We start from the raw sequence: 15,290 nt of genomic DNA, 5'->3' as shown, positions 1-15,290 counted from the left end.
GCTTATGAAGGATCAAAAATTATTAGGGGAAGAATCAGAATTAAAGCTTTTGATCAAGTATTCGGTGCCAGCTATTATAGGTATGCTTGTAAATGCACTTTATAATATTGTTGATAGAATATTTATTGGACACATTCCAGGAGTTGGGCCAATGGCCATTACTGGAGTTGGTATAACTATGCCAATTATGTCTATATTACTTGGTTTTGGAATGCTTATAGGGATTGGTGCTACTGCAAACATCTCTATAAAATTTGGACAAAATAAAAGAAAAGATGCAGAGAAAATATTAGGAAACTCTGTGGTCTTAATAACTATAATATCTTTAGTTTTAACTATTGTTGGAATTGTCTTTGCAAACAGTATTCTACACTTATTTGGAGCAAGTGAGGCTACAATTTTTTATGCAAAGGAATATATAAATGTAATACTTTTAGGAACTATATTTAATTTAATGTCATTCTCTTTATATAGTACAATTAGAGCAGATGGAAATCCAAAGATGTCAGCTGCAGTAATGGTACTTGGATGTATTATAAATGTAATATTAGATGCAGTATTTATATTTGTATTTAACTTAGGGATAAAAGGTGCAGCTTTAGCTACAGTAATTTCTCAAATAGTTACTACATTAATAATGCTTTATTATTATACATTAGGAGGATCAAACTTAAAATTAAAATTTGAAACTCTTAAATTAGATTGGAGATTAGTTAAGATAGTTTTAGCTATAGGTGTAGCTCCATTTTCAATGCAGATGGCTGCAAGTGTAGTTCAAGTAATAGCTAACAATGCACTAAGAATGTATGGAGGAGACTTAGCTATAGGAGCTATGGCGGCAATTTCTTCAATAGCAATGATATTTTTAATGCCTATATTTGGTATAAACCAAGGTTCACAGCCTATAATTGGATATAACTATGGAGCTAAGAAGTATGAAAGAGCTCAAAAAACAGTTAAGTTAGCTATGATAGCAGCGACAACAATACTTGTTTTAGGAGGAATATTAATTCAAGCATTCCCAGCCTTAGTAATAAGTATGTTTAATTCAGATCCTAAACTTTTAGAAATAGGAGTTCCAGGATTAAGAATATATTTATTTATGATGCCTATAATAGGTATATCAATAATAGGATCTAACTATTTCCAATCAATAGGTAAAGCTAAGTTAGCAACTTTTTTAAGTTTATTAAGACAGGTTATACTTTTAATTCCTTTAACATTAGTCTTACCTAAGATTGCAGGATTAGGTTTAACAGGAGTTTGGTTAGCGGGTACAGTTTCAGACTTCTTATCTACAATAATAACTGGATTATTCATAATTAAAGAGTTTAAAAAAGAAGATAGTATAGAAGATGAAAAAGCGATTTAAAAAAAGCTGAGTTTAGAAATTTCTAAACTCAGCTTTCTTTTATATAATACCTTCGTCTTTTAATAAATCTTCAAGTTTTCTTACTTTCTCTGTTAGAGTAACGAATTTTTGCTTTAAATCATCTTTACTTAAATCATCTATTTGAACTTCAAGTTCTTCTACAGTTTTTAAAACTTCATCTATATCTTGTTGAGCTAATTTTAAATTTTTTTCGTTCATATAAAAAATTCTCCTTTTAAGTAAATTCGTTCTTTGTAGTTTTATGGTAACACTACTATTCTAACTATGCAAGGCATATATTATACAGAAATTACTTATGATTTAGGAGGAGAGATGATTAATTATATATGGTTTGCAATTATAGCCTTAGGATTGATTTTTAGCATAATGACAGGCCAGGGAGAGTTGATTACAACTGGCTTAACAGAATCTTCTGAAGGTGCTGTGAAGTTTATAATTTCCTTAGTAGGTATTATGTGTTTTTGGTGTGGAGTAATGAAGATAGCAGAAAATAGTGGATTAACATCTAAGGTTGCAAAACTATTAAACCCTATATTAAAAAAGATCTTTAAGGAGAGTTCTCATAGTGACGAGGCTATGGGAGCCATAGTTATGAACTTAACTGCTAATATGTTTGGACTATCTAATGCAGCTACTCCCCTTGGAATTAAGGCTATGAGCGAATTAAACAAGATAAATAAAGAAAAGGATGGAAGGGCATCAAATGATATGACATTATTTTTAGTTATAAATGCAGCTTGTATTCAATTAATTCCATCTACAGTTATATCAATTAGGGCAGCTGCTGGCTCAAGTGAACCTGCCAGTATAATAATTCCTGCTATTATATGCACTTTTACTGCCTGCTGTGTAGGAATCATATGCTGTAAAATCTTGCAGAGATACTTTTAGGAGGGATACTTTTGATTGCAAATAACATAATTCCAATAATATTTCTTTTAATAATAGTCTATGGAATGTTTAAGGGAAGAAAAGTTTACGAATGGTTTTTAGAAGGGGCAAAAGAAGGACTAATGGTATGCGTTAAAATTTTTCCTGCTTTATTAGCCATGATGATTGCCATAAGAATATTTAAAGATGCTAATTTACTTAATTATTTAAATAATCTTTTAGAGCCAATAGTTTCTCTAATAGGATTACCAAAGGATATTGTTCCACTAGTACTAATTAAACCTCTATCTGGAAGTGGAGCCTTAGGAGTATATACAGAATTAATAAATACCTTAGGACCAGATACAAGGGAAGGATTAATTTCTTCTGTAATAATGGGAGGAACAGAAACAATATTTTACACCATAACTGTTTACTTTGGGGCTGTTGGAATAAAGAAAATAAGACATACATTTTGGGCGGCTTTAATGGCTGATATAACTGCTATTATAATGGCGGTATTAGTAGTAAGTATGTTTTTTGGACTTTAAATGAATAAAATAATAAAAAAATAGCAACATAATATTAAGGAAAAAAGAAGCACAAAAGATGATTTAATTTAAATATGAAAGTACCTCAGAAATAATCCAAAATATTACAGAAATCGTTTAACTAAAATGTAAATATTTAAAGTTGATAAAAAAATCACAAAATAGTTAAAAAAATAACGAATTTTTGTCGATAAAATGTAAGAAATGTAAAAAAAAGTCTGGATTTTGATTTTGAAAGATGGTATTATAATCTCGTAAGGTTGGTAAAAAACTTTACAGAGCAGTTAAATCGCTTAAAAACAAAAAAAGATATGAAAAAAAGTTCTTAAATGGAATTTTATTAAAGTTAAAAACTTAACTAAATGCTTTTAATTAATTTTTACATATATTATGAAAATAAGAAACTAATCTATAATGAGGTGGGTATCATGAAAGTAACAAATGTAGATGAATTAATGCTTAGATTAGAGAAAGTTAGAGCAGCTCAAAAAGAGTTCTCAAAATTCTCTCAAGAGCAAGTAGATGAAATATTTAGACAAGCAGCAGTAGCAGCTAATAATGAAAGAATCAGATTAGCAAAAATGGCTGTTGAAGAATCAGGAATGGGTATAGTTGAAGATAAAGTTATAAAAAACCATTTTGCTGCAGAATACATATACAATAAATATAAAGATGAAAAAACTTGTGGGGTTATAGAAAAAGATGAATCATTTGGTATCACTAAAATAGCTGAGCCAATAGGAGTTGTAGCAGCAATCGTTCCTACTACAAACCCAACATCAACAGCTATATTCAAAGCTTTAATATCATTAAAGACTAGAAACGCTGTATTCTTTTCACCACATCCAAGAGCTAAAAACTCAACAATAGAAGCAGCTAGAGTTGTTTTAGAAGCAGCTGTTAAAGCTGGAGCTCCAAAAGATATAATAGGATGGATAGATGAGCCATCAGTTGAAATGTCACAAGTATTAATGGCAGAAGCTGATATCATACTAGCTACTGGTGGTCCAGGAATGGTTAAAGCAGCTTACTCATCAGGAAAACCAGCTATCGGGGTTGGAGCAGGTAATACACCAGCAATCATAGATGAAACAGCTCACTTAAAAATGGCAGTAAACTCAATATTATTATCAAAAACTTTCGATAACGGGGTTATCTGTGCATCAGAGCAAACAGTATTAGTTGTTGATAAAGTTTATGATGAAGTAAGAAAAGAGTTCGCTGATAGAGGAGCTTACTTCTTAAAAGATAAAGAAATAGATAAAGTAAGAAAAACAATTTTAATAAATGGTAACTTAAATGCTAACATAGTTGGTCAATCAGCATGGAAAATAGCTGACATGGCAGGTGTTAAGGTTCCAAAGGATACTAAAGTTTTAATTGGTGAAGTTGAGTCAGTTGAATTAGAAGAACCATTCTCACATGAAAAATTATCACCAGTATTAGGAATGTACAGAGTAGCTAACTTCGAAGAAGCTTTAGTTAAAGCTGAAAGATTAGTTGAACTTGGTGGATTCGGACATACTTCAGTTTTATACACTGATACAATGAAATCACAAGATAGAGTTCAAAAATTCGGTGCAACTATGAAAACTGGTAGAACAATAATAAACATGCCATCAACTCAAGGAGCTATCGGAGACATATACAACTTCAAGCTAGCACCATCATTAACATTAGGTTGTGGATCATGGGGTGGAAACTCAGTTTCAGAAAACGTTGGTCCTAAACACTTAATGAATGTTAAGAGTGTAGCTGAGAGGAGAGAAAATATGCTTTGGTTCAGAGTTCCAGAAAAAGTTTACTTCAAATATGGTGCTTTAGGAGTTGCTCTTAGAGAATTAAAAGATTTAAACAAGAAAAAAGTATTTATAGTAACAGACAACGTATTAGCTAGTCTAGGATATGTTGATAAAATAACAAGTGTTTTAGAAGAAATAGGTGTAGATTTCAGAGTATTCTCAGAAGTTACTCCAGACCCAACTTTAGCATATGCTAAAAAAGGTGCTGAAGCAATGAGAAGCTATCAACCAGATGCAATCATAGCTCTTGGTGGAGGTTCACCAATGGACGCAGCTAAGATTATGTGGGTAATGTATGAGCATCCAGAAGTTGCTTTTGAAGATTTAGCAATGAGATTCATGGATATAAGAAAGAGAGTTTACCCATTCCCAACTATGGGTCAAAAAGCTATGATGATTTCAGTTCCAACATCAGCTGGTACTGGTTCAGAAGTAACACCATTCGCAGTTATAACTGATGAAGAATCAGGAGTAAAATATCCATTAGCAGATTATGAATTAACTCCAGATATGGCTATCATAGATGCTGAGCTTATGATGAACATGCCAAAAGGATTAACAGCTGCATCAGGTATAGACGCATTAACTCATGCTTTAGAAGCTTACGTTTCAGTTTTAGCATCAGAGTACACTAATGGATTAGCTTTAGAAGCTATAAGATTAATATTTAAATACTTACCACAAGCTTACGCTGAAGGTACTACAAACATAAAAGCAAGAGAAAAAATGGCTCATGCTTCAACAATGGCTGGTATGGCATTCGCTAACGCATTCTTAGGAGTATGTCACTCAATGGCACACAAATTAGGATCAGAACACCATATAGCACACGGAGTTGCTAACGGAATCTTAATAGACCATGTAATAAGATTCAACGCTGTTGACAACCCAAGAAAACAAGCTGCATTCCCACAATACAAATATCCAAATGCTAAATGGAGATATGCAGTAATCGCTGACTACTTAGGATTAGGTGGAAAGAACGAAGAAGAAAAAGTTAATAACTTAATCAAGGCTATAGATAACCTTAAGAAAACAGTTGGAATCCCTGCAACAATAGCTGATTGTGGAGTTTCAAAAGAATCATTCTACGCTACATTAGAAAAAATGAGTGAAGATGCATTCGATGACCAATGTACTGGTGCTAACCCAAGATACCCATTAATAAGTGAAATCAAGCAAATGTACATCAATGCTTTCGAAGGTAAAAAAGACAGAGTTTAATAGCTTTGAAATAAGATAATAATAAATACTCACTAGATAATCTAGTGAGTATTTTTTTCTATAAAAATATGTAAAGATGTACTATTTGTTAAGATTTTAAATCTTATATATGGTAAAATTTAATAAATAGGAATTGGAGGGATTAAGATGAAAAGTTTAGTTTTTACTAAAAACAGAGAGAATTTATTAAAGAAACTAGAAGACAATTCATTATTAGTTTTATTTGCAGGAGAGGCTAAAAGAAAAACAGCAGATGAATATTTTCCATTTACTCCAAACAGAAACTTTTATTATTTAACAGGAGTAGATGAAGAAAAGCATATACTAATGATAAAGAAAATAAATGGTGTGGTTGATGAAGTCCTTTATATACTAAAGCCAAATTTAGAGCAAGAAAGATGGACTGGAAAAACTATAAGAGATTATGAGGCTAAAGAAGTATCTGGCATAGAAAATATAAAATATTTAGAAGAATTTAAAAGTGATTTAAATATGATTTTTACTAATGGAATTGCAGAAAATCTTTATTTAGATTTAGAAAGAGTTTCATTTGATGAAGAAATGAGTAAAAGTCAAAGTTTTGCAAAGGAAATTAAGGAGAGATATCCTCAAGTAGTTATAAAAGATGTTTATTCTGATATAGCTTCTTTAAGACAAATTAAATGTAAAGAAGAAGTAGAAGAAATAAAGAAGGCTGCTCACATAACAGCTAAGGGTGTAGAACTTTTAATGAAAGAATGTAAGCCTGGAATGAAAGAATATGAATTAGAAGCATATTTTGACTTTTATTTAAAACAAAATGGAGTTAAAGATTATGCTTTTAAAACTATAGCAGCTGCTGGAGTAAATGCTGCTACTTTACACTATGTTGATAATAATAGTGAAATAAAAGATGGAGACTTAATTCTTTTTGATTTAGGTGCTCAAGTAAATTATTATAATGGAGATATTTCAAGAACATTCCCTGCTAATGGTAAGTTTACTAAGAGACAAAAAGAGGTTTATGAAGAAGTTTTAAAAGTAAATGAAGAGATAATAAACGCTATTAGACCAGGGGTTGGATTCTATGAAATAAATGACAAAGCAAATAATCTTTTAGCTGAAGCTTGTGTAAGATTAGGTCTTATAGAAGACAAAAAGGATTATAGAAAGTATTATTTCCACTCAATAGGACATAGTTTAGGTCTTGACACTCATGATGTTGGTAAGAGAGATATCATTCTTGAAGAAGGTATGGTTTATACTGTAGAGCCAGGATTATATATTGAAGAAGAAGCTATAGGAATAAGAATAGAGGATGATGTTTTAGTTACTAAAGATGGCTGTGAAGTTCTAACAAAAGAATGCATCAAGTCTGTAGAAGATATAGAAAAGTTCATGAGTAATAGATAATTTTATAATTAACATTATTTTAAGAATAATAAGCTTTAAATTTGAAGAAATTAAGAGTAAAATGTAATAAAAATTAAAGAGCAAACTATGGTTTAGGAGATGATTTTATGATAAATGAATTAAAAAAAGCTGTCTTAGCTGGAATTGGAACTGCAGCTACTGCTTATGAAAAAACAGATTCTTTTATACAAGATATGGTTGCTAAGGGGAAAATAACTGTTGAAGATGGTAAAGTTTTATCTGAAGAATTAAAAAGAGATATGCAAGAAAAAACTACTGAAGCAACTAGCGAAATAATAACTAAGTTAGACAACATGAATCCTTTAACAAAAGAAGATTTTAGAGTTATGTTTGAGGAAGCTAATAAATCTACTTTAGAAGAAATAAATAAATTAAAAGAAAGAATAGCCGTATTAGAAGCTAAATTAAATGAAGAAGAAATTTAGGCTATAAAATAATAGAACTCTACAAGGGAAATGAAGAGTAGAATTTATAGCTATGTAAATAGCTAGTATGATTAAGCTTTTCAGTGCCTTGTAGAGTTTTTATAGTTTATTATTTTATTATCTTATAGGAGGTGAATTTATGAGTAAGGGACAGAGTGCAAAAAGGTTGAAAGAAATAATTAGGGTATTTACTTATTATGGTTTTGACTTTTTAATTTCATCAAAGTTGCCTAATAGTAAAAAGGCTGAGCCAAGGCCTCAAGCACTTAGAGAGGCTTTAGAAGAATTAGGGGCAACCTTTGTTAAAATTGGACAAATATTGAGTACAAGACCAGATTTACTTCCTAAAGCTTATATTGAAGAGTTGGAAAAGTTACAGGATAATAATGAAATAACAGACTTTCATAAGGTAAAGGAAATATTTTATGAATCTTTTGGGACAGATATAAATACATATTTCTTAGAGTTTAGTGAAACTCCATTAGCGTCAGCATCAATTGCACAGGTTCATAGAGCTAAATTAATAGATGGAAGGGATGTAGTAGTTAAGGTTCAGCATTATAAAATAGATGAAAAAATGAAGCTTGATTTAAGCATATTAAGAAGACTTAGCAAATTAACATCTAATCATATAACGAATACCTTAGTTAATCCAGTTGAAGCTTTTAAGGAAATTGAAGATGCTACCTTAAAGGAACTTGATTTCGAAAAGGAAGCAAAGAATACTAAAAGGTTTAGAGAGCTTAATAAAAATGTAGCCTGTGTTGGTGCACCTATAATTATTGATAAGCTTACTTCTAAGAAAATCCTTACCATGGAATATATAGATGGTTATAAAGTAACAGATTTTAATATTTTAAAAGAAGAAGGATATGATTTTGAAGATATTGCAAACAAATTAGCAAACTCATTTTTTAAACAGGTATTAGAAGATGGATTTTTTCATGGTGATCCCCATCCAGGAAATTTATTTATAAGAGAAGGCAAAATATACTTTATAGATTTTGGCTTAGTTGGAACTTTAGAAGCCAATTTAAGAAATTGGCTTAATAAGGCCATGATTGCTATGGTTTTAGGGGATATTGATACCTTAGTTGATTTTGTAAATGCCATAGGCATAAAAAAAGGAAAAGTTGAATATTCAATATTATATGATGATTTAAAAAATATAGTCTCAAAATATATAAATGCATCTTTAAAGACAATAAAGATATCAGATTTATTTAAAGAAATCTTTGAGATTGCAGAACGAAATAATATTCAATTTCCAAGAGAATTAGTTGCTTTAGTAAGATCCATAGTTATATTAGAAGGGGTTATAGCTAAAATAGATCCAGATTTAGAAATTATGGAATGTATTTATCCTTATGTAAAGGAAAGAAATAAAGAGGAAATGTTAAAAAGTTTAAACAAGGATAAACTTATAACTGAAGCCTATAAGTTTGCCTCTAAGAGCATAGAAATTCCTACTAAATTTTCAGAGCTTGTGGATAGCTTAACTAAGGGAAGAGCTAAGTTGCAATTTGAAATGAAGGGCTTAGATAAGCCACTTACAGATTTAAATAGAATGGTAAATAGAGTAGCATTCTCTTTAATAGTTGGATGTATGATTATAGGTTCTTCATTAATAGTTAATGCTAAAACTGGACCTACTTTTCAAGGGGTTCCTATTTTAGGATTAATAGGGTTTATAGTATCAGGAATTTTTGGTTTGTGGTTATTGATTTCCATAATAAAATCAGGCTTTTTTTAATAAATGGTTAATAAAGTAATTAAATACTTGAAAGAAACATAGTTATATTGTATAAATGTATACAATATAATAATTAAAAGTGAATAATTTAAAAAGAGGTAGAGGCGCGAGAATCAAGATTACTAAAATGGAGTTAAGTAGCGTAGAAGTTTTAGGAAAGGGATTATCGCCGAAGTTTTTGGCTAATACTTTAAGGCTAAATGCTGGGGTTGTATAGAATATATACAACACTGTCACAAAATGTGGAGAGCTATCATCTTAGGGAATTAAATAAATAAAAGTTTATTTGCAAAAGTGATTTTATTAAGTATTAAGACCTTAGGTTGATCAAGCCTAAGGTCTTTTTTGCAGAAATTTTATAATAAGAGAAAATAAGGGAACACCTCTGTAAATTAATTCACTGCATATTTAAGGGGGAATTTATAATGGGAAATAAAACTAGATTTAAAGTTTTTCTAACGGTTTTTGCAATGACAATGTTATGCTCAACCTTAGTCTTTGCTGCTGAAGATGCTGCGGCGGTAAACTCAGCTAAGTTTGGAATGTGGACAGTGCTGCCACCATTAGTTTCAATTGTATTAGCTTTTTTAACTAAGAATGTTGTAGTTTCTTTATTCATAGGAACAATTACAGGATGTATAATGCTTCAATTAAATGGATTTAATATAATTACAGCTTTAACTCAAGGATTTATTGATTTTACTTATAGAGCTTTAAATTCCTTAGCTGATCCTTGGAATGCAGGGATAATTCTTCAGGTTTTAGTTATTGGAGGAGTGATTCATTTAGTAGCTAAAATGGGAGGAGCAAAGGCAATAGCTGAGGCTTTAGCAAGAAAGGCTAAGACTGTTAAGAGTGCACAACTTACAACTTGGCTTTTAGGGTTAGCAGTTTTCTTTGATGATTATGCTAATTCATTAATTGTAGGACCAATAATGAGACCAGTTACAGATAAATTAGGAGTTTCAAGGGAAAAATTAGCCTTTGTTATAGATGCAACGGCAGCTCCAATTGCAGGGTTAGCAATAATATCAACTTGGATAGGCTTAGAGGTTGGATTAATTGGAGATGCCTTAAAAAGTGTAGGAATACAAGCAGATGGTTTTGGAGTATTTTTAGAAACAATACCATATAGATTTTATAATATATTAATTTTAGCTTTTGTTGTTATATCAGCAATAACTTTAAGAGAATTTGGACCAATGCTTAAAGCTGAGAGAAGAGCTAGAAGAGGAGAAGTTTTATCTACTACAGAAATTTCATCTGATAGTGAAGATTTAGAACCTATAGAAGGAATTAAATTAAGTGTTTGGAATGCAATAATTCCAATTGGAGTTTTAATAGTATCATCTTTAATAGGATTTTATTATAGTGGATGGGTAACTATAATGGGTGGAGAAGATTTAGCAATAATAGAGCTTATGAACAATACACCTTTTAGTTTTGCTGGAATACAAGCAGCATTCTCAAATGCAGATGCTTCAGTAGTTTTATTCCAATCAGCTTTATTAGCAACTATAGTAGCTCTTATATTAGGAGTAGGTAGAAAAATATTTACTATTTCAGAAGGAATAGGAATTTGGATTGAAGGAATGAAAGGACTTTTAATAACAGGAGTAATTCTTATATTAGCTTGGTCTTTAAGTTCTGTAATTAAAGAATTAGGAACTGCTTCTTATTTAGTAGGAGTATTATCAGATGCAATACCAGCATTTTTATTACCAGCAATAATATTTATTTTAGGTTCAATAATAGCCTTTGCTACAGGTACAGCTTATGGAACAATGGGAATATTAATGCCACTTGCAATTCCATTAGCCTTTGCAATAAATCCAGAATGGAATTTTGTTATAGTAAGCACATCAGCAGTATTAACAGGTGCTATCTTTGGAGATCATTGTTCACCTATTTCTGATACCACAATACTTTCCTCAACAGGTGCAGGATGCGATCATATAGAACATGTTAGAACTCAAATATGGTATGCAGTATTTGTAGGAATAGTAACTGTATTATTTGGATATATTCCAGCTGGTTTAGGATTAAGTATTTTCATAGTACTACCTTTATCCTTAGTAGCTTTATTCATATTAACAATGATATTTGGTAAAAAAGTAGATGACAAAGTAGTTAGCAATTAAAAAGGACATGTACCAAAATAACTTTTTATAAAACTTACAAACAGTATGAAGAGGAAATTTAGTAATTCTCGGAATATGTTTGTAAGTTTTATTATTATATTTTGATACAGCCCCTTTTAGTTAAATATATTAATTTGTTTTCTCTTCAGTTTTCTTTTGGTAAGGGTAGACAAGTCTGTTAATTATAATAGCTATTATTACCCCAATAAATGTATCTAGGATTCTATTAAAAGCATAGTCATATGAGCCAACACCCTTTAAGTTTGTCATTATGGCAAAAACAACTATACATGCACTATTTATTGCTCCTTTACAATTAAATAAAATACATAAAAAAATGGCTATAGTTGTACCTATGGCTGTTAAAAGAGCATAAACAATAAAGTGTTGAATACTTAATACATTAAATATGGCTGTTAATAATAAACCAACAATAGCACCTAAAAAGGTACCAAGCATTCTGTTTTTTCCCATTTTATATGAATTTTCAACTGTATCTTGCATGCACATCATTGCTGCAATACAAGCAAAAAAGGCACTAGAACGGCCTAATAGTTCAAATACTATAATGCATATAAATACTGAAAGAGAAGTTTTAAGGTTTCTAGCACCTATAGTTTGCAGGTTAAATTTAAACAAATATTTCCCTCCTAAATCATATTAGTTTTTTACATTAGTTCTTTTTATTTTCTTCTAGATTTTTTATATCATCTTTAACTTCTTTTTCAAGTCTAGAGATTTTTTCTTCTATATTTTCTAAATCTTTTTTTACCTTATTTTCATATTTATATATGTAGTTATTTATTAATAGAGCAATTATTATACCTATAAAAGTATCTATAATTCTATCAATTGCATAGGCATATGGAGCTTTACCATGTAAGTTTGTCATAATTGCTATTAATACTATACATGCTATAGAAACAGACCCTTTTCTGTTAAAAACATTAAGTAGATAAATGGTTATAACTATTCCAATCCCTGTTATTATTCCTGAGAATCTTGTAAGGTTAAAGTTTAAAGCTATAAAAGTTAAAGCTAAGCCAACAAGTCCACCAGTTATTGTACCAATCATTCTGCTTTTTCCCATTTTATATGAGTTTTCAACAGTATCTTTCATACAGATTACAGCGGCTATACAAGCATAAAAAGGATATTGTCTGTGTATTAGCTCAAAAAATCCTATGCATAAAGTTACAGCCAAAGCTGTCTTTAAGTTTCTTGCACCTATTTTAGGTAGGGCTAAACCTTTCATTTAAATAATACCTCCCAAACAATTTATATATTATTATAGATAGTATATAACATTTTTATATTAATACAAATTATGACTTAACAAGAATTTTAAAGAATTCAAAAATAAAAACGATTGACATTAATATAAAACTAATCATATAATTAAAATTAAGTGAGAAAATGCAATGAAGAGAAGAGTAATAAAGAAGATTGTATAAAAGAGAGCTGGGGTAGGTGAGAGCCAGATGCATGAGACTTTATGAAGATGGACTTGGAGCAGACTTTTTGAGAATTTTAATTTTAGAAAAGTACGGTGGCAACCGTTATATTGCAGAGTAATAAAATAAGTTAAACTTAGGAGTTACTTAGTGAGATATTTATGGTGACATAAATATGAAATAGAGTGGTATCGCGTAATTAACGCCTCTATGGGATTTCCCATAGGGGTTTTTTATATTTTTGAAATATTGGAAACAATAATAAGTAAGAATAAAGGAGGAAAAAATAATGTGTAAAAAACCATATTATATTACAACGCCTATTTATTACCCATCAACAAATCTACACATAGGTAATACTTATACAACTGTGGCTGCTGATGCTATAGCAAGATTCAAAAGACTTACAGGTCACGAAGTAATGTTCTTAACAGGAACAGATGAGCATGGTCAAAAAATAGAAAGAATAGCTAATGAAAAGGGAATTACTCCAAAGGAGCATGTTGACGAAATAGTTGCAGGAATTAAAGATCTTTGGAAAATGATGAATATAAGCTATGACAAATTTATAAGAACAACTGATGATTATCATGTGAAAGCTGTTCAAGAGATTTTCAAAAAGTTATATGATCAAGGAGATATATATAAAGATTCTTATGAAGGGCTTTACTGTACTCCATGTGAATCATTCTGGACAGAAACTCAATTAGTAAATGGAAACTGCCCTGATTGTGGAAGACCAGTTGAAAAAGCTAAGGAAGAAGCTTACTTCTTTAAAATGAGCAAATATGCTGATAGATTAATTCAGTATATAGAAGAACATCCAGATTTCATTCAACCAGAATCAAGAAAGAATGAAATGTTAAATAACTTCTTAAGACCAGGATTACAAGATCTTTGTGTTTCAAGAACAAGCTTTACTTGGGGAATACCTGTAAGCTTTGATGAAAAGCATGTTATCTATGTTTGGATAGATGCATTATCAAACTACATAACTGCTTTAGGATATGGTCAAGAAGACCAAGAGTTATACAAAAAGTTCTGGCCTGCTGATGTTCACTTAATAGGAAAAGATATTTTAAGATTCCACACAATTTACTGGCCAATAATGTTAATGGCTTTAGGATTAGAATTACCTAAGCAAGTATTTGGTCATGGATGGTTACTTGTTGATGGAGGAAAAATGTCAAAATCAAAAGGTAACGTTGTTGATCCAGTAGTTTTAGTTAACATGTTTGGAGCTGACGCTGTAAGATACTACTTATTAAGAGAAATACCATTTGGTTCAGACGGATTATTCAACAATGAAATATTTATAAAGAAAGTAAATACAGACTTAGCTAATGACTTAGGTAACTTATTATCAAGAACAATAGCTATGGTTTATAAATACTTTGATGGAGTTATTCAAGCACCAACATGCAAGGAAGCTATTGATGATGAATTAATAAACTTAGCTTTATCTACTCCAGGAAAAGTTGAAGCTAGCATAGATGCATTAAAGATTCCAGAAGCTTTAGAAAGTATATGGACTTTAATAAGCAGAGCTAACAAATATATAGATGAAACAACTCCTTGGATACTTGCTAAGGATGAAGAAAAGAAAGAAAGACTAGGAACAGTTTTATATAACTTATTAGAAACTTTAAGATTTGTTTCAGTAATGATTTCACCATTCTTAACAGAAACAAGTGTAAAAATAGATGCTCAATTAAACACTAAAGTTACTACTTGGGAAAGTTTAAAGGAGTTTAATGGAACAGTTGCAGGAGATAAAGTAGTTAAGGGTGATGTTATATTCCCAAGAATAGATGTTGAGGAAAAATTAGCAGAACTTGAAGCTTTAAAACAAGCTCCAGTTAAGCCAGCTAACGAAGAGTTAGTTAAAAATCCAATAAAAGAAGAAATAACTATAGATGACTTTGACAAGATAGATTTAAGAGTAGTTAAAGTATTAGAGTGTGAACCAGTTAAAAAAGCTAAAAAGTTATTAAAACTTAAAGTTGATTTAGGTGGAGAAGAAAGACAGGTTATTTCAGGAATAGCACAATACTATAAACCAGAAGAGTTAGTTGGAAAGTATGTAGTATTAGTTGCTAACTTAAAACCAGTTAAATTAAGAGGAGAATTATCTCAAGGTATGATACTTGCAGCAGCACCTTCAGATGATTCAGAACTTCTATTAGTTAACCCAGGAGAAATGTTAACTGGAAGCCAAGTAAGATAGTAAAATTAAAAAACTCTTATATTCATACTAGATTGTG

The 15,290-nt window shown here is 30.5% G+C and carries 12 protein-coding genes, 1 riboswitch and 1 other annotated feature; of the genes, 9 read left to right on the top strand and 3 right to left on the bottom strand.

Annotation, left to right across the window (positions count from 1 at the left end):
* The first annotated feature begins 4 nt into the window (after positions 1-4).
* Complete coding sequence (locus tag CPF_RS13980) at positions 5-1,372, top strand: MATE family efflux transporter (protein WP_003450630.1); 1,368 nt, start codon at positions 5-7, stop codon at positions 1,370-1,372.
* Positions 1,373-1,411: 39 nt separating this feature from the next.
* Here the strand turns inward: CPF_RS13980 and CPF_RS13975 are convergent, their stop codons facing one another.
* Positions 1,412-1,591, bottom strand: a complete 180-nt coding sequence (locus CPF_RS13975) for a hypothetical protein (protein ID WP_003450573.1) — start codon at positions 1,589-1,591, stop codon at positions 1,412-1,414.
* A gap of 114 nt (positions 1,592-1,705) precedes the next feature.
* On the opposite strand from CPF_RS13975, the gene CPF_RS13970 reads away from it, so the two are divergent.
* From CPF_RS13970 to CPF_RS13940, 7 genes are all read left to right on the top strand, one after another.
* Complete coding sequence (locus tag CPF_RS13970) at positions 1,706-2,284, top strand: nucleoside recognition domain-containing protein (protein ID WP_011591159.1); 579 nt, start codon at positions 1,706-1,708, stop codon at positions 2,282-2,284.
* A gap of 11 nt (positions 2,285-2,295) precedes the next feature.
* Positions 2,296-2,814 carry a spore maturation protein gene (locus CPF_RS13965; protein ID WP_003479331.1) on the top strand — a complete coding sequence of 173 codons (519 nt, stop codon included), beginning with the start codon at positions 2,296-2,298 and terminating at the stop codon, positions 2,812-2,814.
* 428 nt (positions 2,815-3,242) lie between these two features.
* The gene (adhE, locus tag CPF_RS13960) at positions 3,243-5,840 is read left to right on the top strand and encodes a bifunctional acetaldehyde-CoA/alcohol dehydrogenase (protein WP_011591158.1); all 2,598 of its coding nucleotides are present in this window, start codon (positions 3,243-3,245) and stop codon (positions 5,838-5,840) included.
* A gap of 147 nt (positions 5,841-5,987) precedes the next feature.
* The gene (locus CPF_RS13955) at positions 5,988-7,232 is read left to right on the top strand and encodes an aminopeptidase P family protein (protein ID WP_003456838.1); all 1,245 of its coding nucleotides are present in this window, start codon (positions 5,988-5,990) and stop codon (positions 7,230-7,232) included.
* Between the two features lie 107 nt (positions 7,233-7,339).
* The gene (locus CPF_RS13950; RefSeq protein WP_003456770.1) at positions 7,340-7,678 is read left to right on the top strand and encodes a phasin family protein; all 339 of its coding nucleotides are present in this window, start codon (positions 7,340-7,342) and stop codon (positions 7,676-7,678) included.
* Positions 7,679-7,817: 139 nt separating this feature from the next.
* Positions 7,818-9,431 (top strand): ABC1 kinase family protein, encoded by a 1,614-nt coding sequence (locus tag CPF_RS13945; RefSeq protein ID WP_003463008.1) that lies wholly within the window; start codon positions 7,818-7,820, stop codon positions 9,429-9,431.
* A gap of 91 nt (positions 9,432-9,522) precedes the next feature.
* Positions 9,523-9,692: riboswitch (Lysine riboswitch) on the top strand.
* A gap of 164 nt (positions 9,693-9,856) precedes the next feature.
* Positions 9,857-11,572, top strand: coding sequence for a Na+/H+ antiporter NhaC family protein (locus CPF_RS13940; RefSeq protein ID WP_003456822.1), 1,716 nt, complete (start codon positions 9,857-9,859; stop codon positions 11,570-11,572).
* Between the two features lie 129 nt (positions 11,573-11,701).
* Here the strand turns inward: CPF_RS13940 and CPF_RS13935 are convergent, their stop codons facing one another.
* The gene (locus tag CPF_RS13935) at positions 11,702-12,211 is read right to left on the bottom strand and encodes an FUSC family protein (RefSeq protein WP_003456858.1); all 510 of its coding nucleotides are present in this window, start codon (positions 12,209-12,211) and stop codon (positions 11,702-11,704) included.
* A 34-nt stretch (positions 12,212-12,245) separates the two neighbouring features.
* Positions 12,246-12,827 carry an FUSC family protein gene (locus tag CPF_RS13930; protein WP_003482466.1) on the bottom strand — a complete coding sequence of 194 codons (582 nt, stop codon included), beginning with the start codon at positions 12,825-12,827 and terminating at the stop codon, positions 12,246-12,248.
* A gap of 157 nt (positions 12,828-12,984) precedes the next feature.
* Positions 12,985-13,239 (top strand) — a binding site (T-box leader).
* Between the two features lie 76 nt (positions 13,240-13,315).
* Here CPF_RS13930 and metG point away from each other — a divergent pair.
* Positions 13,316-15,253 carry a methionine--tRNA ligase gene (gene metG, locus CPF_RS13925; RefSeq protein ID WP_011591157.1) on the top strand — a complete coding sequence of 646 codons (1,938 nt, stop codon included), beginning with the start codon at positions 13,316-13,318 and terminating at the stop codon, positions 15,251-15,253.
* Positions 15,254-15,290 lie beyond the last annotated feature (37 nt).

The organism is Clostridium perfringens ATCC 13124, from assembly GCF_000013285.1.
GTDB classification, from domain to species: domain Bacteria; phylum Bacillota; class Clostridia; order Clostridiales; family Clostridiaceae; genus Sarcina; species Sarcina perfringens.
This window is presented reverse-complemented; position numbering and strand designations above follow the sequence as displayed.